18 protein-coding genes are annotated in these 23,342 nt (G+C 69.4%); 11 read left to right on the forward strand and 7 right to left on the reverse strand.

What is annotated here, in order from left to right:
- The first annotated feature begins 2 nt into the window (after nt 1-2).
- The 5 genes from ACNI65_RS08335 to ACNI65_RS08355 are packed head-to-tail and all read left to right on the forward strand — an operon-like array spanning nt 3 to nt 6,313.
- Nucleotides 3-752, forward strand: coding sequence for a DUF1294 domain-containing protein (locus ACNI65_RS08335; protein WP_416762350.1), 750 nt, complete (start codon nt 3-5; stop codon nt 750-752).
- Nucleotides 752-1,270, forward strand: coding sequence for a GNAT family N-acetyltransferase (locus ACNI65_RS08340; protein WP_416762352.1), 519 nt, complete (start codon nt 752-754; stop codon nt 1,268-1,270). Before ACNI65_RS08335 ends, ACNI65_RS08340 begins: the two co-directional genes overlap by 1 nt.
- 23 nt (nt 1,271-1,293) lie before the next feature.
- Complete coding sequence (locus tag ACNI65_RS08345; RefSeq protein ID WP_416762353.1) at nt 1,294-2,784, forward strand: hypothetical protein; 1,491 nt, start codon at nt 1,294-1,296, stop codon at nt 2,782-2,784.
- Entirely contained in the window at nt 2,781-3,494 is a 714-nt protein-coding gene (locus ACNI65_RS08350; protein WP_416762354.1) for a hypothetical protein, read from the forward strand. Before ACNI65_RS08345 ends, ACNI65_RS08350 begins: the two co-directional genes overlap by 4 nt.
- A complete protein-coding gene (locus ACNI65_RS08355; RefSeq protein WP_416762355.1) occupies nt 3,494-6,313 on the forward strand; it encodes an ATP-binding protein in 2,820 nt (939 codons plus the stop codon). The genes ACNI65_RS08350 and ACNI65_RS08355 overlap by 1 nt, the downstream gene beginning before the upstream one ends.
- A gap of 118 nt (nt 6,314-6,431) precedes the next feature.
- Here the strand turns inward: ACNI65_RS08355 and ACNI65_RS08360 are convergent, their stop codons facing one another.
- The 5 genes from ACNI65_RS08360 to aat all read right to left on the reverse strand — a co-directional run bounded on the left by ACNI65_RS08360 (nt 6,432) and on the right by aat (nt 13,758).
- Nucleotides 6,432-8,477, reverse strand: coding sequence for a glycosyl hydrolase family 18 protein (locus tag ACNI65_RS08360; protein WP_416762356.1), 2,046 nt, complete (start codon nt 8,475-8,477; stop codon nt 6,432-6,434).
- Nucleotides 8,478-8,559: 82 nt separating this feature from the next.
- On the reverse strand, nt 8,560-11,199 hold the full coding sequence (locus ACNI65_RS08365; RefSeq protein WP_416762357.1) for a chitinase C-terminal domain-containing protein: 2,640 nt from the start codon (nt 11,197-11,199) through the stop codon (nt 8,560-8,562).
- Between the two features lie 552 nt (nt 11,200-11,751).
- Nucleotides 11,752-12,108, reverse strand: a complete 357-nt coding sequence (locus tag ACNI65_RS08370) for a hypothetical protein (RefSeq protein WP_416762358.1) — start codon at nt 12,106-12,108, stop codon at nt 11,752-11,754.
- Nucleotides 12,109-12,229: 121 nt separating this feature from the next.
- Nucleotides 12,230-12,955: an arginyltransferase gene (locus tag ACNI65_RS08375; protein WP_416762359.1), complete on the reverse strand. Its 726-nt coding sequence runs from the start codon at nt 12,953-12,955 to the stop codon at nt 12,230-12,232.
- Nucleotides 12,952-13,758 (reverse strand): leucyl/phenylalanyl-tRNA--protein transferase, encoded by an 807-nt coding sequence (gene aat / locus ACNI65_RS08380; protein ID WP_416762360.1) that lies wholly within the window; start codon nt 13,756-13,758, stop codon nt 12,952-12,954. The genes ACNI65_RS08375 and aat overlap by 4 nt, the downstream gene beginning before the upstream one ends.
- Before the next feature lie 23 nt (nt 13,759-13,781).
- Between aat and ACNI65_RS08385 the strand changes: the two genes are divergently transcribed.
- From ACNI65_RS08385 to ACNI65_RS08400, 4 genes are all read left to right on the forward strand, one after another.
- The gene (locus ACNI65_RS08385; RefSeq protein WP_416762361.1) at nt 13,782-14,159 is read left to right on the forward strand and encodes an ArsC family reductase; all 378 of its coding nucleotides are present in this window, start codon (nt 13,782-13,784) and stop codon (nt 14,157-14,159) included.
- A gap of 14 nt (nt 14,160-14,173) precedes the next feature.
- Nucleotides 14,174-14,863, forward strand: a complete 690-nt coding sequence (locus ACNI65_RS08390) for a riboflavin synthase subunit alpha (protein WP_416762362.1) — start codon at nt 14,174-14,176, stop codon at nt 14,861-14,863.
- Nucleotides 14,864-15,071: 208 nt separating this feature from the next.
- Entirely contained in the window at nt 15,072-15,458 is a 387-nt protein-coding gene (locus ACNI65_RS08395) for a hypothetical protein (RefSeq protein ID WP_416762363.1), read from the forward strand.
- Between the two features lie 86 nt (nt 15,459-15,544).
- Entirely contained in the window at nt 15,545-16,504 is a 960-nt protein-coding gene (locus ACNI65_RS08400) for a CsgG/HfaB family protein (RefSeq protein WP_416762364.1), read from the forward strand.
- A 172-nt stretch (nt 16,505-16,676) separates the two neighbouring features.
- Here the strand turns inward: ACNI65_RS08400 and acnA are convergent, their stop codons facing one another.
- Complete coding sequence (acnA, locus tag ACNI65_RS08405; protein ID WP_416762365.1) at nt 16,677-19,412, reverse strand: aconitate hydratase AcnA; 2,736 nt, start codon at nt 19,410-19,412, stop codon at nt 16,677-16,679.
- Between the two features lie 380 nt (nt 19,413-19,792).
- Between acnA and ACNI65_RS08410 the strand changes: the two genes are divergently transcribed.
- Nucleotides 19,793-21,136 (forward strand): class I SAM-dependent methyltransferase, encoded by a 1,344-nt coding sequence (locus tag ACNI65_RS08410; protein ID WP_416762366.1) that lies wholly within the window; start codon nt 19,793-19,795, stop codon nt 21,134-21,136.
- Between the two features lie 70 nt (nt 21,137-21,206).
- Here ACNI65_RS08410 and ACNI65_RS08415 read toward each other — a convergent pair whose 3' ends face one another.
- A complete protein-coding gene (locus tag ACNI65_RS08415) occupies nt 21,207-22,745 on the reverse strand; it encodes a methyl-accepting chemotaxis protein (protein ID WP_416762367.1) in 1,539 nt (512 codons plus the stop codon).
- 198 nt (nt 22,746-22,943) lie between these two features.
- Between ACNI65_RS08415 and ACNI65_RS08420 the strand changes: the two genes are divergently transcribed.
- Nucleotides 22,944-23,297 (forward strand): putative quinol monooxygenase, encoded by a 354-nt coding sequence (locus tag ACNI65_RS08420; RefSeq protein WP_416762368.1) that lies wholly within the window; start codon nt 22,944-22,946, stop codon nt 23,295-23,297.
- The last annotated feature ends 45 nt before the right edge of the window (nt 23,298-23,342 follow it).

A 23,342-nucleotide genomic window follows, 5' to 3' on the forward strand; every position in this document is an offset into this window, starting at 1 on the left:
GGATGCGCGTCGAGGGTCGGATCGTCCAGTGGGATGACGCGAAGGGCTACGGCTTCATCGCGCCGTCCGACGGCGGCGCGAAACGCTTCGTGCACATCAGCGCCTTCGGCATGCGCGCCCGCCGGCCCTTCGTCGGCGAGCGCGTCAGCTACCAGCCCGGCGCGGACGCGCAGGGCAAGCCCCGCGCGCTCCAGGTCAAGAGCCTGGAGCCCCGGCCCGCGCCCGCGGGCCCCGCGCCGGGGCAGGGTGCGGCCCGATCCGGTGCGCGCGCCAGGGCCCCCTCGCCACCGCGCGGTGCGTCGGCTGCTTCCTCTTCCTCCTCGTCTTCTTCCGCCTCGCGGTCCGCCGACACCGGCGCCTCGCTGTGGCTGGTGCCCGGCTTCGCGTCGCTGGTGCTGCTGACCCATCTCGCGTGGCCCTTGCCGCGCGGCCTCTGGGGCGTGTACGTCGCGATGAGCTTCGCGACCTTCATCGTCTACGCGCTGGACAAGCGCGCCGCGCGCCTGGGTCAATGGCGTGTCAAGGAATCCACGCTGCACGCGCTCGCGCTGCTGTGCGGATGGCCGGGCGCGTTGCTGGCACAGCACTTGCTGCGCCACAAGAGCGCCAAGCCGGTCTTCCGGCGGGTGTTCTGGTTGAGCGTCGCGCTCAACATCCTGGCCTTCGTCTGTCTTTTCACGCCGCTGCTGTCGCCGTTCCTCTCGGGTTGGTCCGAGCACTGGAACGCGAGATCGGCCGGCGCCTCCGTTTGATGTTGCAGTTGAAAGTGATCGGTGCCGCGGACGTGCCCGCGGTGCTCGCCTTGCAGGCCCAGTGTTACGGGCCCGAGTTCCTGGAAAGCGCGCAGGCGTTCACCGCCAAGATCGACGCGGCGCGCCACCTGCATTGCTCCTACCTGGCCGTGGACGCCGGCGAGCCGCTGGCCTACGTCGTCAGCCTGCCGGTGGATGACGGGCAGTTGCCCGCGCTGGACGCGCCCTCGGTGACGCCGGCCCGCGCGCCGCGCACGCTGTACCTGCACGACCTGGCCGTCTCGCCCGCGGGCCGCGCCCGCCGCCTGGGCCACAAGCTGGTGCAGCAGGTCGTCCACCGCGCGCAGGACATGGGCCTGACGCAGGTCGCGCTGGTGGCGGTGCAGGGCTCCACGGCCTACTGGGAACGCCACGGCTTCTCGGTGTCCGACGCCGCGCCCGGCTCGCCGCTCGCGGCCAAGCTGGCGACTTTCGGCTCCGGGGCGACCCTGATGCGACGCGCGCTCAAACCGGCGTGATCGAGCGGCGATAATCCGCCGCTATGACCCTGACTCCGGGAGGCGGAGACGACGCGCTGCGCGACGATCTCCTCGAACCCTCTTTCGAAGACCATTTCCGCGAAGGCCAGCTCCCGCAGGACTCCCTGCTGTGGTGGCAGCTTGAACGCAACGACGCCCTGATCGGCGCGCAGCGCGCGCTGTTCCACGGCCCGGCCACGCTGGTGCGCCTGCGCGTGTGGGTGTTCATCGAGCTGATGAGCCTGCCGCAGTCCCGGCTCTCGCGCGACGACCTCAACCGCCATTTCCACGTGCTGCGCGACGAGGCGCTGGAGCTCGTGCTCAAGCGCCTGCGCGACGGCCAGCTGCTGGCCTGGGACGCGTCCAACCAGCAGTACGGCGTGACGCCGCTGGCGCAGCAGCTGATGGCGATGGTGTCGCCGCTGACGCAGGGCCAGGCGGTCGACGAGGACGGCGACCTGGCCGGCCTGCTGGCCAACGTGGCCGGCGCGCAGCAGCTCGGCACGCTGGAGCCGGCGCAGCTGCAGCATCTGCTGGCGCAGCTCTCGCGCTTGTACAACGAGTTCGCCGACGCGATCGCCTCCGGATCCGAATTCCACCTGCGCCGAGCGCGCATGCGTTTCGACCGCGCGCTGTCGTTGGTGGAGCGCGCCAGCGAGGCGCTGTCCGCGATCATCCGGCAGGCCGAGAACGACGGGAACGCGCGGCTGGAGCGCCTGGCGCGCGAACTCGGGCTGGCGCAGGCGCGCCTGCTCGCGATGGCGAGCCAGTTCAACCGCGCGCTGCAGCAGGCCGACCGCCAGCGCGTGACGCTGGGCACCACCGGCATCACGACCACCGACGTGCGGCGCTGGCTGCAGGACGTGCCCTTCCTGGAGAACCTGGCGCTGGGCGCGCTCTCGCGGCCGGTGCATCCGGTCTTCGTCGCGCAGCATGAGCTGCTGGACGGCTGCGAGGCCGAGTTTGAACGCGACCGGCCCGTGCCGCCCACGCCCGAGCCGCTGCCCACCGGGCTGGCCGCGCCGCCGGGCGAGCTCGCCGTGATGAGCCTGCCGCCGGAGATGGCGCAGCTGCAGGCGCTGCTGGGCCGCTGGAGCGGCGACAGCCACCCGATGAACGACCTGCGGCCCGCCGTGCTGGGCGGCAGCTACGCCCGCGCGGCCTATCGCGCGCAGTTGCTGCCGCTGCTGGGCGACCCGCAGGCGCAGCATCTGGCCGGCGCCACCGGCGACATGGCGCGCCAGCCGTGGCGCGTGCGCTGGTCCGCCGCGCAGGGCGAGATCGACGACGAATTCGTCCGCTGGATGAGCCAGGGCGTGCTGCACACCACCGAGGTCGAGCCGCCCGTGGAGCCCGAACCCGAGCCCAAATGGCGTCCGCCCGAGCCCGAGGCGCCCAAGCGCGGCCGTCGCAAGGCCGCGGCTTCTTCCAATACCCCCGCATCGACCGATGCCCCCGCGCCGTCCGACGACGCGCCGGGCGCGGCCGACGCCGACACCACGCCCTCGCCATGAGCCACCCCCTCGACGATGCCGCCCAACTGGCGGCCCAACTGCTGGCGCGTCGCTGGCTGCCGCGCAACCAGCCGCTGGTGCGCCGCGCGCTGATCGACCAGGAACTCTGGCGCGCGGTCAACGAGCGCGTCGCCGCCGTGGGCCTGCGCGTCGTGGACAACGTCTACGCCGACCACATCACGCTGGCGATGCTACGCCCGGCCGAGGTCGCCGTCTTCGGCGAGACCGGCCTGGCCGCCAACAACAACCTCGACCTGCCGCGTGACGGCGTGGCGCTGCTGGTGGTCGTGTGGGCGCTGATCGTGCTGCCCAAGCGCCAGCGCCAGCTCGCCCGCGCCGAGGAAGCCGCCGAGGGGCAGGGCGAGATGTTCTCCAAGGACAAACCGCTGCCCAGCGCCGCGAGCAGCGCGCCCACGCTGTCCTACCGCAGCCTGCTGGCCGACTTCGGCAACCAGCTCGGCAAGAAGATGCGGCTGGACGCCAACCTCAAGCTGCTCGAACGCCAGGGCTTCATCACGCGCAAGGGCGAGGACATCTGCGAGGGTCCGCTGCTGGACCTGCTGCTGGACTACGACACGCTCGCGCCGCGCATCCTGGACGGCGCGCTGGCCGACGTGCTCGCGCGCAGCACCGACGCGGAATCCGGCCCGATGCTCAATGCCATCCTGGCCGCCCGCCACAACGAAGAATCCGACCTGAGCGACGCCTGATGTTTCACCTGCAATCCCTGGAACTGCTGCACTGGGACTACTGCCGCCGCGTCTCGATGCCGCTGGACGGCAACATCATCACCATCGCCGGTCCCAACGGCTCGGGCAAGACGACGCTGCTCGACGCGATGCGCACGTTGCTCGGGCTGGAGTGCTCGGGCGGGCGCACCTACAAGACCTACGCCCGGCACGCCAACGCCGAGCACGCGTGGCTGCGCGCGCTGGTGGACAACCGCCCGCGCGGCCGCCAGAACAGCAGCCGCCCCTTCGCGAGCTCGCTGCTGTACGCCGACCAGGTGACGCTGGCCTGCCGCATCTCGCGTCAGGGCGGCGACTGGGTGCGCCGCTACATCCTCGTGGACGGCGTCCATGAGATCGAGGAGCTCGACACCAAGGCCGACAAGGACTGGCTGGGCATCGAGGCCTGGAAGAAGCGGCTGGAAGCCGCGGGCCTGACGCGCGCGATCGGGCGCGTGCTCGCGCTGGAGCAGGGACAGACGGACCGCCTGTGCGAGCTCTCGTCCAAGGAACTGCTGCGCTTGGTGTTCGAAGTGTTCGGCGACCAGGAGGTGCTGGACCGCTACGAGCTCGCGCGCAACCACCAGCAGCAGCTGCTCAAGGAGGTCGACCAGTCCACGCACGAGCTCTCGCACGCGCAGGCGCAGCTGTCGGACCTGTCCAACCGCGTCAACAGCTATCAGCAGTACCAGCTGCGGCTCAAGGAGCGCGAGCGCCTGGCCACCGAGATCGTGCCCGTGATGCAGTGGAGCGAGCAGCGCCAGCGCACCGCGCAGCAACTGCGCGAGCTGCACCGGCAGCGGCTCTTCGCCCGCACGGACGCGCGCGGCATCAGCGACAAGCGCGCCCAGCTGCTGGCGCTGTTCAAGGCGCAGGAAGCGGCGAAGGACAAGCTCGCCGACCTGGAGCAGCAGCGCAAGGAAGCGCGCCAGGCCTTCGAGGCCGCGCGCGACGGCGAGCGCCCGATGGAGCAGCTCACCAAGCGCGAGGACGAGATCAAGGCGCTCGCCGCGGTGGAGACCGACGGCGCGGCGCTGGCGGCCAAGCTCGAGGAGCTGGGCACGCGTCAGCATCAGGTGCGTGAGAGCTTCACCCGCACGAACGACCAGCAGCGCAAGGCGCAGGCGGCGATGGACGCGCTGAGCGGCCAGCGCCTGCCGCCGCCGCCGGTGGAGGTCACGCGTTTCCGCAAGGCACTGGATGAAGCCGGCATCGCGCATCACGTGCTGGCCGATGCGATCGACATCGCCGACGACACGTGGCGCGCCGCCGCCGAAGGTTTCCTGCGGCCGTCGCGCTGGGTCGTCGTGCTGGCCCGCGCCAGCGACGAGGGCCAGGCCTACCGCATCGCGTCGCGCGAGCGCTACCGGCATTACGTCGTCGCGGACGGCGAGCATGCGCCGTCGGTGAGCCCCAAGGACAGCCTGCTGTCGGTGCTGAAGTTCAACGCGAAGGCGCCGGGCTGGCTGCTGCGCCAGCTCGCGTCGATCCGCTGCGTGAGCGACACCGAGAAGGGCGCGCAGTCCGGCGGCGAGTGGATCACCACCGAGGCCTACTACCGCGATGGCCGCGGCGGCCGCAGCCTGTGGGTCGAGCCGCGCGAGTACCAGTTCGGCGACTCCGCGCTGGATGCGCGCCGGAGCTCGCTCGACAAGGAGCTCACGCGTTACGACCTGGAGCTGTCCAAGCTCGCCAAGGAGCAGCTCGAGATCGAGCGCCAGCTCAAGGACGCGCAGCGCGCGGCGCAGGGCCACAAGGCCGCGCTGGAGCTGGTGGAGCGGGCCGAGGAATTCGCGCAGGCGCGCGCGCGCCTGCCGGGCCTGCGTCAGTCGCGGATCGAGGCGGCCACGCGCATGGGCGCGCTCGATCAGGAACACGACCGCACGGTGGCCGCGTCCACGCGCGCCGAGCGCGACTACGAGGCGGCCCAGGCCAGCCTCAAGGCGAGCGAGGACAACGTGTCGCGCGCCGAGCGCGACTGGGCGGGCAAGCGCGATGACCTGCTCGCCGCGGCCAAGGCCTCGCGCGAGGCCCGCGCGCGCTTCCCCGCCGCGTGGGTGCATCCGATGCGGCTGGTCACGCTGCGCGACGAATTCGAGAACGCCAAGCAGGCCGAGATCGCCTCGCGCCATGTGCAGCAGGAGCTGGACAACGGCGTGTGGGAAACCGACGCGGGCGTGCAGGAACGCCACGCGCGCATGCAGCTCGCGGTGCTGGAACAGACCACGCAGCTCGATGACCGCCGCGCGAGCAACGAGATGGCGCGCATCGCCGCGTTCAACGCGCGCGAGCGCTACATCGACGTGCTGCGCGCCACGGTGCGCCGCTACAAGAAGAACGTGCAGGAGCTCGGCGAGCTGGCCGGCGTGCACGCGCAGGCGGAGCTGCCGCACCTGGACAACGACGACACGGTGCTGGCGCAGGCCGGGCTGCATGTGAAGTTCAACTTCGACGGCAAGGGCGAGGTGGGGCTCAACGACGGCGAGGCCTCGGGCGGGCAGCAGGTGCTCAAGAGCCTGATCCTGCTGGTGGGCCTGATGAAGGACGACGACTCGCCGGGCGGCTTCGTGTTCATCGACGAGCCCTTCGCCCATCTGGACGTGCGCAACATCCAGCTGGTGGGTCACTTCCTCAAGAGCACGCGCGCGCAGTACCTGCTGACGACGCCGATCACGCACAACGTCGAGGTCTTCGAGCCCTCGGAGATCACGCTGGTCACCAGCAAGAAGCCGCGCGGCGAGCGCTGGGCGCCGCCGATCGCGGTGCTGGCGCGCCGGCCGGAGAAGTCGATCTACGACTGATCGCGCGGCGACAAAAAAGTGAGAAAGGAAAAGGCCCCGGTGCTCACGCCCCGGGGCCTTTTCTCATGCCGAGCCGATGCCCCTAAGGACATCGGCATCGGCATCGATCACCGGCGCATCACTTCAGGCCGGCACCGATCGCCTTGGACAGCGAGGCGGTCGGATCGTCCCCCGAGAACTCCCAGAAGAACGCGCCGCCGAAGCCCTTGGACTTCACGTAGGCCATCTTGGTGGCGATGGTCGCGGGCGTGTCGAAGCTCCAGAAGGTCGTGCCGTTGAAGATCCACTGCGCCTTGCTGACGTCGTCGATCCGGCTGGTGTAACCCTGCAGGTTCTTCAGGACCTTGTAGTCCTCGTTGCCGGCTTCGTAGGTGCCCGGCGCGGGCGTGCCGCTCTGGTACAGACCGTTGTTGACGTTGGGCACGTTCGTCCAGCCGCGGCCGTAGAAGCCGATGCCGACGTTGAGCTTCTTGGCCGGCACGCCCTTGTCCAGGAAGGCCTGCATCGCGTCGTTGGTGTTGTACTTCTTGACGTCACCCGTGGACGGATCGTTGGCCGGCGCGTACAGCGCCGAGTGGAACCCGGTGATGGAGTCCCAGCCGCCGTGGAAGTCGTAGGTCATGACGTTGATGAAGTCCAGGTACGGATGGACCTTGTCCGGGTCATACGACCGGATCTTGTCCACGCCCGCGCCCGACGCGATCGACAGCAGCAGGCCCGGACGCACCGCGTCGAGCTGTTTGCGGAACTCGGCCAGCAGGCCGGTGAAGTTCTCGCGGTCCTCGGCCGTGCCGCAGGCCAGGCCGCAGGCGTTCGGGTATTCCCAGTCGAGGTCGATGCCGTCGAAGACGCCGGCCGCCGCGCCCGTGCCGCCCGCGCCGTCGCTCACCGGCACGTTGCCCTTGATGTAGGCATCCACGCAGCTCTTGACGAAGTTGACGCGGTTCTCCGGACGCGCCGCGCTGGAGAAGCCACGCGACCAGGTCCAGCCGCCCAGCGAGATCAGCACCTTGATCTTGGGGTACTTGGCCTTGAGCTTCTTGAGCTGGTTCCAGCTGCCGCGCAGTGGCTGGTCCCAGGTGTCGGCCACGCCGTCGACGCTGAGGTCGGCGCCGTAGGACTTGCCGTAGTCGGCGAACGCGTCGCCGCCTTCACCGGTGGACTCGTTGCTCGGGATGATCTTGCCGACCTCGCAGACGTTGTTCCGGACGTTGCCGAACGCGTAGTTGATGTGCGTGAGGTTGGCCGCCGAGCCGCTCGTGTCGATGTTCTTGACGTGGTAGTTGCGGCCGTAGATGCCCCACTGCGCGAAGTAGCCCAGCACGACCTTGTCGCCGGTGGAGGCGGTGTCGGTCTTGACCGTGATCGGCGCGGACGGCTGCGACGAGCCGGCCTGGTTGAACGCCGACACCGTGAAGGTGTAGTTCGTGTTGGCCGTCAGGTTGGTGACGCTGGCGCTGGTGGCCGCGCCTTGCGCGACCTGCGTGCTGCCCTGGTTGACGCGGTACTGCACCGTGCAGTTCGGGCCGGCGGCGACCGCGTTCCAGGCCAGGTTCACGCTGGTGGAGGTCTTGGACGGCGAGGCGAGACCCGACGGCGTGGCCGGCGCGGCGGCGCAGGTGCCATTGCTGGCAGTGCTGGTCATCAGCGTGGGGCTCAGCGCGGAGACGTTGCCGGCCTTGTCCTTGGCGCGGACCTGGTAGCTGTAGGCGGTGCCCGCGGCCAGGCCCGAGTCGGTGTGCGTCGTCGCGGTGGGCGACGCGATCAGCGTGCCGCCGCGCAGCACCTCGTAGTTGTTGACGCCGCTGCCGGCATCGGTCGAGGCGCCCCAGCTCAGCGTGATGCTGCTGCTGGTGATGTTGCTGGCGCTCAGGCTCGAGGGCACGGTCGGCGCGGTGGTGTCGGTGCCGCCGCCGGTGTCGCAGGTGCCCAGCGACTTCCACACGTCCCACTGGCCGGAGTTGGTCGCGGGCGAGTTGTTCTGCGTCCACCACTTGGCCTGGTAGGCGATGTTGTTCTGCTTGGCGAAGCTGTTGGAGGTGCCGGTGTAGGTGGCCGAGGCGGACCACTCGGGCACGTTGGTGCAGTCGTACGCGTGGGCGGTGCCGGCGGCCAGGGCCGCGGCCAGCGCGATGCCGCTGATGCGGGCGATCTCTCGTTTCATGTGAGCTCCTGTGTGGGGTCTTGGGGTGGTGGAAATGTCCCGAGGCGCGGCACCGCGCGAACGCGATGCCGCCTGGCGCGCGTTACTTGGACGCGGCCGAAGTCTTGGAGGTCGAGGAAGTCGTTCGAGCTGCTGCCGCCGCCGCCGGTGTCGAGCCGCGGCGCGCTTCCTGCGCCAGCGCGTAGGCCACGCCGTTGACGGTCACGGTCCAGTTGCTGGGCATGGGCATGGGCAGGTAGTAGTTGATCGTCACCGTGACGCTGGCGCCCGGGGCCAGGCTTTGCCAGGCCGGCAGCTTGAAGCTGGCGCGGTGGAAATCGTTCTTCAGTCCGCCGACGTTGTTGCCGCTCGTGTTGGAGCCGTTGCTCGTCACCGTCAGCCCGAAGCCGCTCTGGTCCGTCACTGTCGCGGGGATCGCGGTGGGGACGTCGAACTGGAACTCCGTGCCGCCGGGCAGCGTCATCGTGCTGTTGTTGGTCAGCGTGAGCTTGGGCGTGATCGGGTAGTTGCTGTCGCCCAGCGCGAAGCCGGCGAGCGCGTAGCCGATGTCCAGCGTCTGCGCGGGCAGGCTGGCCGGCGTGAGCCGGTTGCCGTAGGCCGGCGCCGCCTTGAGCTTGTTGTAGAGCAGGCTCGTCAGCGTGTTGCCGATGAAGTACTCGTTGCGCGCGGTGTCGAAGGCGTAGTCGCCGGCGAATTCCCAGAACATCACGCCGCCGATGCCGCGATCGGCCACGTACTGCGCCTTCACGCCCAGCGACTGCTCGTCCTCGGTGCTGATGAAGACCTGCTTCTGCGCGTTCCACAGCCACGGGGCCACCAGCGTCGCGTCGTAATAGCGCGTGTAGGTGCCGGTGAGGCGGTCGGCGGGGTTCGTCGCGGGGTTCAGGCCGTAGGCGGCCAGGTAGCTGCCCGTGCGGCCCGAGGCGAGGTTCATCGTGTGCCACAGCGGGTTGGAGCCGGCGGGCACTTCCTTGCTGGAGACGTCGAGGTCATGCCAGAGGTTGTCGATGCCCACGGCGCCGTTGCCGCATTTCTGCACGGTGCCGCCGCCGGTGCCGGCCGGGCACTTGCTCTGGTCGGGCAGCGAGGCCTGGCCCCACAGCCCGTTGGTGCCGCCGGTCACGCCTTGCCAGCCGCGGGTGTAGTACGGCACGCCGATGTTGATGCGGCCCGCCGGCATCGCGCCGCGGAAGTAGTGGTACGCCCAGTCGGTGTTGAGGTAGCCGATGCGCGCGTACTGGCTGGCCGAGTAGTAGTTCCAGGCGGTGAGCTCACCGTCCTTGCCGTCGTCGTACAGCGCGGCGTTGGGGCCGACGAACTGGTTCCACGCGCCGTGCAGGTCGTAGCTCATGATGTTCACGTAGTCCAGGTACTGCGTGACCTGGAAGGCCTCCATCCCGCGCAGCAGGTAGGCGGAGGAGGGCGCAGCGATCGTGAGCATGTAATGCCGCGTGTCGGCCTGGCTCGCGGCATCGAGCTTGGCGCGCAGCGTGCGCATCAGCACCACGTAGTTCTTCATCAGCGCGGCGCGGCGCGCGTTGCTGATGGCGAAGTCCACCGGGTTGCCGGCGTTGTTCATGCTGGTGGGGTACTCGTAGTCGATGTCCACGCCATCGAAGCCGTACTGGCGCAGGAAGGCCACGGCGGAGTCCGCGAAGGTGTTGATGCCGGCGGTGTTGGTCGAGCCGTCGGCGTTGGTGGTCATCGTGTAGAAGCCGGTCGTCTCGGCCCAGCCGCCCACCGAGATCAGCGTCTTGACGTTGGGGTACTGCTTCTTGAACTTGTTGAGCAGGTTGAAGTGGCCCTTGTAGGCGTAGGCCGGATCCATCTCCGCGCCGGCGATGCCCGGCCAGGTCAGACCGGTGGCGGGGTTGGCCGCGTCCGCGGTGTTGCCCACCGAGAGCTTGTTGGCCGTGTCCACATGCGCGAACGCGTAGTTGATGTGCGTGACCTGCGCCCAGGGGATCTGGTGCGCGAGGAACGCGGGCTGGCCGGTCTTGCCGGTGCGCCAGCTGGTGAAGTAGCCGATGATGCGGCGCGGCTTGTCGGCGCCCATCTTCTCGCGGCCCTGGTCGTCGTAGACCTTGCAGTAGGCGGGCGCGGTGCCGGCGGTGGTGGTGAGGCCCTCGGGGCGGCAGCGCTCGTCGCCGGTGACCTGGCCCGCGACGTTGATGCGCACGGCGGCGCTGTCGGTGGCGGCGCCCTTGTCGTCGGTGGCGCGCGCGGTGATGTCGGCGACGCCGGCGCGGGCGGTCCAGGTGATGCTGAACGGCGCGGTGGTGTCTTCAGCGACCAGTGCGCCGTTCACGTAGAAGCCGACCTTGGCGACGCTGCCGTCGCTGTCAGCCGCAGTGGCCGAGATCGTGACCGTGTCGCCCGCCGTGGGCGAGGCGCCGGCCGAGGGCGCGCTCAACGCGACCGTGGGCGGCTTGTTGGTGCCTCCGCCTCCGCCACCTCCGCCCGTGTCGCAGGCGCCCAGCGACTTCCACACGTCCCACTGCCCGGAGTTGGTCGCCGGCGAGTTGTTCTGCGTCCACCACTTGGCCTGGTAGGCGGTGCTGTTCAGCTTGACGATCGCGTTGCCGCTGTAGGCGGTGGCCGCGTTCCAGTCGGCGACGGCGCTGCAGTCATAGGCCATCGCGGAGCCGCCGGCCATCGCCAGCATCATCGGCATCAGCCAGGGAAGCATCGGGTGCGGGGAGGCACAGGGACGAAGTCTCATCGGGGTTCTCCTGATCGGGTGTTGTCGTTGTGGTCGTCGGCACGGCAGGGATGAGCGCCGCCACGCCGGGCACTGCCAGGGGCAGCGCGGCGGGGAAGGAAACGGGGCTCGGAGAGAGAGGTGCCGCTGGCGGCTCAGCCGGTGGGTGCGGCGAGCGCGGCAGGTACAGCGGATACGGCCGGTACTGCGGATGCGGCGGTTGCTGCGGATGCAACGGGTACAGCGGAGCGCGTGGGAGCGCGTTCAGACATGGCAGTCACTCCTGGTGATCGACGTGCTGTCCGCGGGCGGCTGGCGTCCGCGGCGTCTAGGAGATCGATACCGCTGCTGATCTCATAGTGGTATGCAATGTAGATACCACTCGCATCCGAATCATTCAGGTTAACCCTGGGAGTTGGCGTAACTTGTCGTAATGATGTCGTCGAAACGCTGTAGAGACGTCATTTCTGCAAGCAGCCAGGGGTTTTCGACAAGCCTCTGATGGAAGCTCAGGAAAAACCAGTGTGGGACCAATTCTTGCCGTGAGGGGCTTTGGAGGCCGTGGGCGCGGCGTCAGAAGTCGTGCGACAGGCGCAGCCGCACGCCCTGTCCGCGCGGGCTGAGCGACACGTGGGTCATGCCCTGGTTGAAACGCAGCCGCAGGCCCAGGAAGGGTCGCGTCGAGCGTCGATGCGCCATCGAGGCGAGGAGGGGTGGCGGCCCGTCATTGACGGCGGGCGTGACGGAGGGGGTGTCCAGGTGGTAGTCCGGCGTCCAGCGCAGGCGAAGGGCTTCGGGCCGCAAGGGGGTCGACTGGGTGTGGCCGGGGGCCGGCAGCGCCAGCAGTCCGATCAGGACAAGAGGGGAGGCCGTGGTCGCCATCGCGGCCATCGCGGCCGCCAACCGGCGGGGTCGGAATACAGCATTCATGGGGATCGCTCATCGATTCGTGGGAACGAAAAGTGATCCTAGGAAGCCAGCTCCCGGGCCGGCAATGACATCAATGGGTTGTCGTCTGCAGCAAGCTGACAGGCGTCAGCGATTCCCGCCCTCAGCGCTCCACGCGCTCCCATTGCCCCTCGCGCAGCAGCTCGTGCGGCAGGAAGCGGGCCTTGTAGGCCATCTTGTCGCTTTGCTCGATCCAGTAGCCCAGATAGAGATGGGGCAGGCTCAGATCACGGGTCTGGCGCAGTTGCCACAGCACGTTGTAGGTGCCGTAGCTGACGCCGTCCTCGGGCTCGTAGAAGGTGTAGACCGCCGACAGCCCGTCGCCCAGGATGTCCAGGATGGACACCATCTTCAACGCGCCATCGGGCTCGCGGAACTCCACGAGGCGCGAGTTCACGCGGCTCTGCAGCAGGAACTGGGTGTACTGGTCCACGCTGTCGTGGTCCATGCCGCCGCCGCTGTGCCGGCCGGCCTGGTAGCGCAGGTAGAGCTGGTAATGCTCGTCGCTGTAGCCCAGGCGCATGACGCGGGCCTGCAGCGACTGGTGCTGCGACCACGCGCGGCGCTGGCTGCGGTTGGGGTGGAAGTCCGCCACCGGGATGCGCATCGGCACGCAGGCCTTGCAGCCGTCGCAGTAGGGTCTGTACGTGAACATGCCGCTGCGCCGGAACCCGGCCGCCACCAGGCTGGAGTACGCATCCGCGTGGATCAGGTGGCTGGGCGTGGCGACCTGCGACCGGGCCTGGCGGTCGCTCAGGTAGCTGCAGGGATAGGGCGCCGTCGCATAGAACTGCAGCTCGGCCAGCGGAAGTTCCTTGGGATGCGTCACGGTCGAGGCTCGTGGTGCGTGGGGGGCGGTGGAGACGTGGCGGTCGGGGCGGTGGGGGCGGACTCCGGTTCCAGGCCTAGATGCGCCCACAGGCGCGGATGATAGGTCCAATCCCCGGGCGACGGCCCCCCGGTGTGCGCGGCGAGGTGTGCCTCGAAGACCTCGCGCGTGACGGGTGCCGCGCCCAGCGAGGCGAGGTGGCTGGTCTGCTGCTGGCAGTCGATCCAGGGGATGTCGAACTTGCGGCACAGGCAGATCAGCGCGGCCAGCGCGATCTTGGAGGCGTCGGTCCTGCGCATGAACATCGATTCGCCGAAGAACATGCGGCCCAGATTCAGGCCGTACAGCCCGCCGGCGAGCTCCCCATCGATCCAGGTCTCCACCGAGTGGACGGTGCCCTCGCGGGCCAGGCGCAGGTAGGCCTGCTGCATCTCCGGCACGATCCAGGTGCCGTCCTGGCCGTCGCGCGGCGTGCTGGCGCAGGCCTTGAGCACCGTCTCCGTGGCGGCGTCGACGCGGATCTCGCAGCCCGGCGTGCGGATGAACTTCGCGAGCGTCTTGCGCAGCGAGCGCGACAGCTTGAAGTCCGCAGTGCGCAGCACCATGCGCGGATCGGTCGTCCACCAGAGGATGGGTTGACCTTCGCCGTACCACGGGAAGATCCCCCGGGCGTAAGCCGCCCGCAAGCGCGCGGGTCTCAGGTCGCCGCCGGCGGCCAGCAGGCCCGGCGCGTCGCTGCGCGGCCCCAGCGCGCGACGGGTCGGCGGGAAGTCCAGGGTGTCATCGTCGAGCCAGGGGATCATCGTCTTCATGGTAGCGTGCCGGGATGATTACCCTCTACGGCATTCCCAACTGCGACACGGTGAAGCGCGCCCGCGCCTGGCTCGACGAACAAGGCCTGGCCTACCAGTTCCACGACTACAAGAAGCAGGGCGTGCCCGCTGACCAGTTGCCGCGCTGGATGGCCGAGCTGGGTTGGGGCAAGGTGCTCAACCGCGCCGGCACCACCTGGCGCAAGCTGGATGACGCCGTCAAGGCCGGCGCCGCCGACGCGTCCGGCGCCGCGGCGCTGATGGTCGAGCAGCCCAGCGTCATCAAGCGCCCGGTCGTCGAATGGAACGACGGCCGCCTGAGCCTGGGCTTCTCGCCCGAGCTGTTCGCGTCGCACGCCGCGACGTCCGCCTCGTCCACCGCCTCGCGCTGATCGGAGACCCACCCATGTTCACCGGCATCGTGCAAGGCATCGCCCGCGTCGCGGAGATCACCGACAAGCCCGGGCTGCGCAGCTTCACGCTGGACTTCCCCGACGGCTTCTGCAAGGACCTGGAGATCGGCGCGTCCGTCGCCTGCGACGGCGTTTGCCTGACCGTCACCGCCCTGAAGGGGGATCACCAGGCCGACTTCGACGTGATGCAGCAGAGCCTGAACCTGACCACGCTGGGCGGACTCGCCCCGGGCGGGCGGCTCAACGTCGAACGGGCGGCCAAGGACGGCGCGGAGATCGGCGGCCATCCGCTGTCGGGCCACGTCGACTTCATGGCCACGGTCGAGTCGATCCGCCGCCCGGCCAACAACCACGTCATCCGCATCGCCGTGCCGGCGCCGTGGATGCGCTACATCTTCGCCAAGGGCTACATCGCGGTGAACGGCGCCAGCCTCACCGTGGCCGAGGCCGGCCGACATGCCGATGGCTCAGGGTGGTTCGAGGTCTGGCTGATCCCCGAGACGCTGCGCATGACGACCTTCGCCGACAAGGGCGACGGCGCGCCGCTGCACATCGAGATCGAGCGTCAGACGCAGGTCGTGGTCGACACGGTGCGCGACGCGGTGGCCGAGAAGATCGGCGCGCTGATGCCGGCGCTCAAGGTCTTCGCCCAGGAACGCGGGCTGGACCTGGGCCTGGAGTAGGCCGTACGAGGGCGCTCCTCGCATAGGCGACGCCGGGTGTTTCGCCATCCCTACAACTTCAGGTGACCTAAGTCATCGAAGGCCCGGGCCCCCACGATGGGGGCCTCGTCTTTTTCAGGTCGGCGTCTAACAATCCGCCGCATTCGTTCGCGTTCGTGTCGATTCGTTGGGAATCGTCCGGATCCGTGACACGCATGGGAGAAGACGAATGATGGCCAAAGGCCTGGTGGCTGCCGGACTGCTCGCCGCGTCGATCGCGACGCTGGCGCAGGTGCCCTACGTGTTCAGCTACAACCCGGGCCCGACCCGGGGCACGAAGTGGATGGCCCGGGCCTCCGACGGCAACAGCGAAGGCGCGGCCTCGGTCGTGTCCTCGGCACCGCGTCCGGTGTGGGCGCGGGTCTGCTACACGATCGGCCCGTCCGACAGCACCGTGTCGGTCTACGCCCAGACCCGCAGCGAGGAGCCGCGCGCGCTGGAGATCGCCTGGGGCGGTTGCAGCGATGTCTTCGGCACCAGCATCTGGGTCGGCAACCCGCACGGCCAGCCGGTCGGCGGCTATTACGGCGTCGCGCCGGCCACCCCCATCGATTGACCCCGTTTCCCTTGCCCCGGCCGGTCGCGCCCGACCGGGACGTTCCCGCTCGTCCTGAGATGTCGTTAGAAAAACTGGAGGATCCCATGCTTGCCACTCCCCGCCTGACCCCCACCGCCGCGTCTGCAACGGCCCCCGCCGGTCGCCTGCTGAAGTCCGCCCTGCTGCTGTCGCCGCTGCTGCTGGCCGGTTGCATGGCCACCGCGCCGACGATGGGCGACAACAAGGGCACCGTCTCCGGCGCGGCCGGCGGCGCGACGGCCGAGAACAAGAACAGCCAGCTCGAGCATTGCGACGAGTCGCTGGGCACGCTGGCGATCTTCGAGGACCAGAACGCTCCGTGGTGGTCGCAACTGCGCGACCGCCAGCTCGGCTCGACCGTGCCGGTGCTGCGCCTGATGGTCCAGCAGTCCAACTGCTTCGTGATCGTGGAACGCGGCAAGGCCTTCGCCAACATGGAGCGTGAACGCGCGCTGATGCAGTCCGGTGAAGTGCGCGCCGGCAGCAACTTCGGCCAAGGTCAGATGGTCGCCGCCGACTACACGATGAGCCCCGAGATCCAGTTCGCCGGCAAGACCGGCGGCGGTGGCGGCGGCATCGGCACCGGCGCGATCGGCCTGCTGACCGCGGTGGCGGCCAACATCAGCCAGAACGAGGCCTCGACCACGCTGCTGCTGGTGGACAACCGCTCGGGCGTGCAGATCTCGGCGGCCGAAGGCACGGCCAAGAACTTCGACTTCGGCGTGGGCGGCGCGAGCTTCTTCGGCAACGCCGCAGTCGCCGGTGGCGCCTACGGCAAGACGCCGGCCGGCAAGGTCGTCGTGACCGCGTTCGCGGACTCGTACAACCAGATGGTCAAGGCGCTGCGCAACTACAAGGCCCAGCAGGTCAAGGGCGGCCTGGGCACCGGCGGCCGACTGGGCGTGCAGGGCGGCTCCACCGCGGCGTCCAAGGAACTTGACCAGGCCGCACCGGCCAAGGCCGCGCCGAAGGCCGCCGCCAAGCCCGCGGCGAAGAAGCCGGCGACCCCGCCGACGACGAAGTGATCGCCTGAGCGTCTGGCGAGACCGCCCAACGCCGCGAGGCCTGGCGCTGGCTCTCCACGACGCGGGGGGCATCCCGTCCGGGAACCCCCCGCATCATTCCGGCCCCACCCGCACTCGCTGACCTCGCGTCAGCGATGCAGTGGGGCCGGGTCGTTTCGGGATCTCGCGTCGATCACGCCGCCAGCAGGTCGCGCAGCACGTACGGCAGGATGCCGCCGTGGCGGTAGTACTCGACCTCGATCGGCGTGTCGATGCGCAGGATCAGCGGCACGCGGCGCTCGGGCGCGTCCGCGGACGAGCGGATCACCAGCGTCGCCTCGGACTGCGGCTTGATCTCGGCGCCGAGTTCAATGTCGATGAACTCGCTGCCCGTCAGGCCCAGCGATTCCCAGGAGTCGCCCGCCTTGAACTGCAGCGGCAGCACGCCCATGCCCACCAGGTTGGAGCGGTGGATGCGCTCGAAGCTCTTGGCCACCACCGCCTTGATGCCCAGCAGCTGCGTGCCCTTGGCCGCCCAGTCGCGGCTGGACCCGGTGCCGTATTCCTCGCCCGCGAAGATCACCGTCGGCGTGCCCGCGGCGATGTAGCGCATCGCGGCGTCGTAGATGAACAGCTTCTCGCCACCGGGCTGGAACAGCGTCAGGCCGCCTTCCTCGCGCGCGCCGTCGGGTTTGGCCGGAATCATGAGGTTCTTGATCCGGACGTTGGCGAAGGTGCCGCGCATCATGACTTCATGGTTGCCGCGACGCGAGCCGTAGCTGTTGAAGTCGGCCTTGAGCACGCCCTGCGCCTTCAGGTAGCTGCCCGCGGGCGAGGCCTCCTTGATCGCGCCGGCCGGCGAGATGTGGTCGGTGGTGATCGAGTCGCCGAACAGCGCCATGATGCGCGCGCCCTTGACGCCGGACTCCTGCGCCTGCGGCACCTGCGTGAAGCCGCCGAAGAAGGGCGGTTGCGCGATGTAGGTGCTCTGCGGCCAGCCGTAGACCTGCCCCTTGCCGCCCTTGATCTTCTCCCAGAGCTTGCCGGGTTCGGCCTTCACCTTGCCGTAGTTGGCCCGGTAGGCGACGGGATTGAGCGCGAGCTTGAGCAGCGCGTAGATCTCGTCGCTGGTGGGCCAGATGTCGCCCAGGTAGATCGCCTTGCCGCCGGTGCCGTGACCGACCGGTTCGGTCATCAGGTCCCGGGTGACGTTGCCGGCGATCGCGTAGGCGACCACCAGCGGCGGGCTGGCCAGGAAGTTGGCCTTGATGTTGGGGTGGATGCGGGCCTCGAAGTTGCGGTTGCCCGACAGCACCGCCGCGCAGACCAGGTCGTTGCCGGTGATGGCCTCGTTGATCTCCGGCGTCAGGTCGCCGGCATTGCCGATGCAGGTCGTGCAGCCATACGCGGCCACGGTGAAGCCAAGCTGCTCCAGGTAGGGCAGCAGGCCGGCCTTCTCCAGGTACTCGGTGACGATGCGCGAGCCCGGCGCCAGCGAGGTCTTGATGTGCGGCTGGACCTTCAGACCCGCTTCCACCGCCTTCTTCGCCAGCAGTCCGGCCGCCAGCAGCACGCTGGGGTTGGACGTGTTGGTGCAGGAGGTGATCGCGGCGATCAGCACATCGCCGCTGGCGATCTCCAGACCCTTCTGCGCGCCGCCCAGCGGGAAACGCTGCGCGAGCTTCTCGGCGGGCTGGTTGAAACCGTTGTCGGCGATCGGCTTGCTGTACAGCGAGGTGAAGGTCTTGGCCAGGTCCGTGATGACGATGCGGTCCTGCGGGCGCTTGGGGCCGGCCAGCGAGGGCACCACGGTGCCCAGGTCCAGGGACACCACCTGGCTGAAGCGGATGTCACCTGCCTTGGGGATGCCGAACAGGCCCTGCGCCCGGAAGTAGGCCTCGAAGGCCTCGATCTCGTCGGTGGTGCGGCCGGTGCCCTTGAAGTAGTCGATGGTGCGCTCGTCCACGGGGAAGAAGCCCATCGTCGCGCCGTACTCGGGCGCCATGTTGCCGATCGTGGCGCGGTCCGGCACGGACAGCGACGCCGTGCCCTCGCCGAAGAACTCGACGAACTTGCCCACGACCTTGGCCTTGCGCAGGATCTCGGTGACCGTCAGCACCAGGTCGGTGGCGGTCACGCCTTCGCGCAGGCGGCCGGAGAGCTCGAAACCGACGACGTCCGGCGTCAGGAAATAGACCGGCTGGCCCAGCATGCCGGCCTCGGCCTCGATGCCGCCCACGCCCCAGCCGACCACGCCGATGCCGTTGATCATCGTCGTGTGGCTGTCGGTGCCCACCAGGGTGTCGGGGTAGTAGACGGCGTCCTTGCCGGCGCCCGCCTTCTTGCCCTTGTGCACGCCGCGGGCCAGGTACTCCAGGTTCACCTGGTGGACGATGCCGAAGCCCGGGGGCACGACGCCGAAGGTGTCGAAGGCCTGCATGCCCCACTTCATGAACTCGTAGCGCTCGCGGTTGCGCTCGAACTCCAGCTTCATGTTCAGGTCCAGCGCCTGCTTGTCGCCGAAGTGGTCGATCATGATCGAGTGGTCGACCACCAGGTCCACCGGCACCAGCGGCTCGATGGTCTTGGGGTCCTTGCCCTGCGCCTGCGCGACGTTGCGCATCGCGGCCAGGTCCGCCAGCAGCGGCACGCCGGTGAAGTCCTGCAGCACGACGCGGGCGACGACGAAGGGGATCTCCTCGTTGCGGGCGGCGTTCGGTTGCCAATTGGCGAGCTGCTCGACGTGTTCGGCCGTCACGCGCTGGCCGTCACAGTTGCGCAGCACCGACTCGAGCACCAGCCGGATCGACACCGGCAGCTGGTTCACGTTGGGGAAGCGCTCGGCCAGCTTGGGCAGCGAGTAGTACTGGCCGGACTTGCCGGAGGCGGTCTTGAAGCTGGCGACGGCGCTGGCGAAAGCATGGGGCATGGCTCACTCCTTGGCGTTGATTCGGGGGCGCGCGGCACGTGGCGGCGGGGGATGGGGGCTGATTGTGGCCTCGGTGGGCGAGCTTGTGATGACTCCTTTGGGCGAGGGTGTGCGAGGGCACAACGGGGCCGCTTCCGGGGGAGGTGCTGGGGATGCGCGGGGGAAGCGACGGGGGAAGCGACGGGGGAGGGCAGGCATGGTGCTTGCGGCAATGCCCCCTGTCCGGGCGGGGCGTCGCCGGGACCGCCCGCGGCGCCCGGGGCCATTGGCTAATATCCCCGCAGGATGTCCCGGCCGCCCGTGCTCCGGGTCGCGCAAGAACTGACCCTGGCGCGCCGGCGACCCACAAGCCTTTCGCGTGGTATCGAAAGAGGACTTGCATGGACCAGGAACTGATGTCCCCGACGTCGGCCGGCGGCGCGCCCCCCGCCGGGGCGCCCGAGGGCGAGGCCGGCAGCGCGCCCCTGCCGCCGGCCGGCATGGCGCTGCTCCAGCGTCTGTTTGCCGCCTATCCGGGGAGCATGGGCCTGCGGCTGGGCCATTGGTCGGCGCGGCTGGGCCGGGACGCCCAGCAGCCGCCCGAGTTCACGCTGGTGCTCAATGAGCCGACGGCGCTGCGCCGATTGCTGCTGGGGCGCGACCCGCTGCGATTCGCCGAGGCCTACTTCACCCAGCAGATCGACGTCGAGGGCGACTTCTTCGCCGCGCTGCAGCTCAAGGACCACCTGCCGGAGCTGACGCTGTCATGGAGCGACCGGCTGCGGCTGGCGGTGCGCCTGCTGGCGCCGCCGCCGGGCGCGGCCGACGCGGACCTGCGATCCAGCGGCGTGCGCCGGCACACGCGGGCCGAGAACAAGGCCGCGATCGCGTTCCATTACGACCTGTCCAACGACTTCTACGCGCTGTGGCTGGACCCGGCGATGGTCTATTCCTGCGCCTATTACGAAAACGACGAGACCTCGCTGGCGCAGGCGCAGTGGTCCAAGCTGGACCACATCTGCCGCAAGCTGCGGCTGCAGCCCGGGGAGGAACTGCTGGACATCGGCTGCGGCTGGGGCGCCCTGGTGATGCATGCGGCGCGTCATTACGGCGTGAAGGCCACCGGGATCACGCTGTCGGAGCGGCAGCTGGCGCTGGCCCGTGAACGCATCGAGGCGGCGGGGTTGCAGGCGCAGGTCGAGGTCAGGCTGTGCGACTACCGCGACATGACCGGGCAGTTCGACAAGATCTCCAGCGTGGGGATGTTCGAGCATGTCGGGCTGAAGAACCTGCCGACCTACTTCAACAGCGTGCACCGGCTGCTCAAGCCGGCCGGACTGTTCCTGAACCACGGCATCACCCATGAGGAGGACGGCTGGGGGCAGGACACGCTGTCCTCGCGCTTCATCAACCGGTATGTCTTCCCCGATGGGGAACTCGACCGGGCGAGCAACGTCATGCGGGTGATGGAGCAGGAACGCTTCGAGCTCCACGACGTCGAGAGCCTGCGCATGCATTACGCGCGCACGCTGCGGGCGTGGGTGGCCCGGCTCGAGGCCGGCCATGACCAGGCGCTGCAGTACGTCGACGAGGCCCATTACCGGATCTGGCGGCTGTACATGGCGGCGTCCGCGCTCGAGTTCGAGACGGGTGAGCTCGGCCTGTACCAGATCCTGGCCAGCCGGCGCGACGGCGGACCGGCGCCGGTGCCCCTGACGCGGCGCTACATGTACGAACCCCGCTGAGCCCAGGGCATCAGCGGGGGCGGGCTGCGCGCCAGGGACCTCAGGGGGCGCCCGTGGGCGCCTGGGGTCCTCAGCGCAGGCGGAACACCGAGATCGCGCCGGCCAGGCGTTGCGACTGCTCCTTGAGGCTCTCCGCGGCGGCGGCGGATTCCTCGACGAGCGCCGCGTTCTGCTGCGTCATCTGGTCGAGCTGGCCGATGGCCGCGTTGACCTGGTTGATGCCGTCGCTCTGCTCGCGGGACGCGGCGCTGATCTCGCCGATGATGTCGGCCACGCGCTGCACGCTGGCGACGATCTCGGTCATCGCGCCGCCGGCGTCCTCGACCAGTCGAGAGCCGGACTCGACGCGCTCGACGCTGGCGCCGATCAGCGTCTTGATCTCCTTGGCCGCCTCGGCGCTGCGCTGCGCGAGCGAGCGCACCTCGCTGGCCACCACGGCGAAACCGCGGCCCTGCTCGCCGGCGCGGGCCGCCTCGACCGCGGCATTCAGCGCCAGGATGTTGGTCTGGAAGGCGATCCCGTCGATCGTGCCGATGATGTCGGCGATGCGGCGCGAGCTGTCACTGATTTCACCCATCGTGCTGACGACCTGGCCCATGACCGAGCCGCCACGCTGCGCGGTTTCCGCGGCGGAGCTCGACAACTGGTTGGCCGTCATCGCGGAGTCCGCGGTCTGGCGCACCGTGCCGGTGAGCTGCGTCATGGACGCGGCGACTTCCTGCAGGTTGGAGGCGGTCTGCTCGGTGCGCGCGCTCAGGTCGTGGTTGCCGGTGGCGATCTCGGCGCTGGCGGTGCCGATGCTCTCGGCGGAGCCGCGCACGTCGCCGATCAGCTTGAGCAGCTGCGATTGCATGCCGCCCAGCGAGCCCAGCAGCTGGCCGGTCTCATCCTTGCCGCCGGCGGGCACGCGCTGCGTCAGGTCGAAATGGGCGATGGCGTCTGCGACCTCGGCGGCACCGCGCAGCGGGCCGGTGATCGAGCGCGTCAGCGAGACCGCGAACCACACGCCCAGGCCCAGCGCCACGAGCGAGAAGATCAGCAGCGCGGAGCGCGCGCGGCTGTTGGTCGCGTCGAGTTGCCGGGCGGCGCTGTCGAGCAGCGAGCGCTTGTGCTGCACGATGGCCTGGATGGCTTCCTGGAACTTGGCGGCGGCGGGCTGGAACTCGCGGTCGAAGATCTCGCGGGCCTTCTCGGCATCGCCGGCCTTCTTGCTGGCGGCGACCGCGTCGCGCGTGCTCAGGTAGCCCTTGCGGGCCTCGCTGAGCGTGTCGAAGAGCTTGCGCTCGTCGGGCGTGACCATGTAGCCGTCGAGCTGCTTCTGGAGCTCGCCCGACTGCTTGGTGGACTCGGCCGCGGTGGCGGCGAAGAACTGCGCGAGGCTGGGGTCCGCGCTGATGGCGATGGCGCTGGTGCGGTTCACGCCGTTGGTGATGTTGCGGTACCAGTCCGAGGCGACGCGCTCGGCGGCCAGGTCCTGGTTGAGCATCACGTCGGTCTCGGCCGCGACGCGGCCCAGGGCGAGGTAACTGAGGCCGGAGCCCACGAAGGCGATCAGCAACACCAGGCCCAGCACCACGCCGAGCCGTTGACCGATCGTGCGACCTGCCACGAGATGAATCATGTTTGTCCCCACAGAGGTTGAATCCGCCCGCCGCGACCCGTGTGGGCGCAGCGCGCCCGTTTTCGCCGGGCGTCATGGGCGACTTCGCACCATATCGACGCGCGCGCAGGAAAACTTGAATGCCCCTGTCGCGCCGATGCGGACAATGCGCCATCCGTCACGACCGCGGCCCCGCCGCCGATCCCCATGACCACGACTCCTCCCGCCACGGGCAGCTTCCTGCAGGTGATCGCGCATTACCACGTCAAGCCGGGTCTGGGCGACCAGGTCGGCGCGCTGCTGGTGGCGCTGACCGCGCAGACGCGGCGCGAGCCCAAGAACCTGGCGTACGACTTCTACCGTTCGCCGCAGGATCCGGACCGGTACGTGATCCTGGAGCAGTACACCGATGCCTCGGGCCTGGACGAGCACCGCGCGTCCGAGCACTTCCAGCGACTGGGCTTCGGTACGATCATCCCGATGCTGGTGTCCCGCGAGGTGACGAGCTACGTCGTGCGCATCGGCGAGCAGGGCCAGGCGCTCGACGCGGTCAAGACCTGACCCTGAGGCATCGACTGGGTCTCACGGCGGGTCTGCATTGACGGG

It is taken from the genome of Roseateles sp. So40a, from assembly GCF_048081605.1.
GTDB lineage: Bacteria > Pseudomonadota > Gammaproteobacteria > Burkholderiales > Burkholderiaceae_C > Roseateles.

What these genes read in the sequence shown, in the direction of transcription:
- ACNI65_RS08370 (WP_416762358.1), bottom strand. Translation starts at nt 12,108, where the DNA reads ATGAATGCTGTATTCCGACCCCGCCGGTTGGCGGCCGCGATGGCCGCG.
- ACNI65_RS08420 (WP_416762368.1), top strand. Translation starts at nt 22,944, where the DNA reads ATGACCACGACTCCTCCCGCCACGGGCAGCTTCCTGCAGGTGATCGCG.
- ACNI65_RS08395 (WP_416762363.1), top strand. Translation starts at nt 15,072, where the DNA reads ATGATGGCCAAAGGCCTGGTGGCTGCCGGACTGCTCGCCGCGTCGATC.
- ACNI65_RS08340 (WP_416762352.1), top strand. Translation starts at nt 752, where the DNA reads ATGTTGCAGTTGAAAGTGATCGGTGCCGCGGACGTGCCCGCGGTGCTC.
- ACNI65_RS08410 (WP_416762366.1), top strand. Translation starts at nt 19,793, where the DNA reads ATGGACCAGGAACTGATGTCCCCGACGTCGGCCGGCGGCGCGCCCCCC.
- ACNI65_RS08335 (WP_416762350.1), top strand. Translation starts at nt 3, where the DNA reads ATGCGCGTCGAGGGTCGGATCGTCCAGTGGGATGACGCGAAGGGCTAC.
- ACNI65_RS08355 (WP_416762355.1), top strand. Translation starts at nt 3,494, where the DNA reads ATGTTTCACCTGCAATCCCTGGAACTGCTGCACTGGGACTACTGCCGC.
- ACNI65_RS08345 (WP_416762353.1), top strand. Translation starts at nt 1,294, where the DNA reads ATGACCCTGACTCCGGGAGGCGGAGACGACGCGCTGCGCGACGATCTC.
- ACNI65_RS08350 (WP_416762354.1), top strand. Translation starts at nt 2,781, where the DNA reads ATGAGCCACCCCCTCGACGATGCCGCCCAACTGGCGGCCCAACTGCTG.
- ACNI65_RS08400 (WP_416762364.1), top strand. Translation starts at nt 15,545, where the DNA reads ATGCTTGCCACTCCCCGCCTGACCCCCACCGCCGCGTCTGCAACGGCC.
- aat (WP_416762360.1), bottom strand. Translation starts at nt 13,758, where the DNA reads ATGATCCCCTGGCTCGACGATGACACCCTGGACTTCCCGCCGACCCGT.
- ACNI65_RS08365 (WP_416762357.1), bottom strand. Translation starts at nt 11,199, where the DNA reads ATGAGACTTCGTCCCTGTGCCTCCCCGCACCCGATGCTTCCCTGGCTG.
- ACNI65_RS08390 (WP_416762362.1), top strand. Translation starts at nt 14,174, where the DNA reads ATGTTCACCGGCATCGTGCAAGGCATCGCCCGCGTCGCGGAGATCACC.
- ACNI65_RS08360 (WP_416762356.1), bottom strand. Translation starts at nt 8,477, where the DNA reads ATGAAACGAGAGATCGCCCGCATCAGCGGCATCGCGCTGGCCGCGGCC.
- acnA (WP_416762365.1), bottom strand. Translation starts at nt 19,412, where the DNA reads ATGCCCCATGCTTTCGCCAGCGCCGTCGCCAGCTTCAAGACCGCCTCC.
- ACNI65_RS08385 (WP_416762361.1), top strand. Translation starts at nt 13,782, where the DNA reads ATGATTACCCTCTACGGCATTCCCAACTGCGACACGGTGAAGCGCGCC.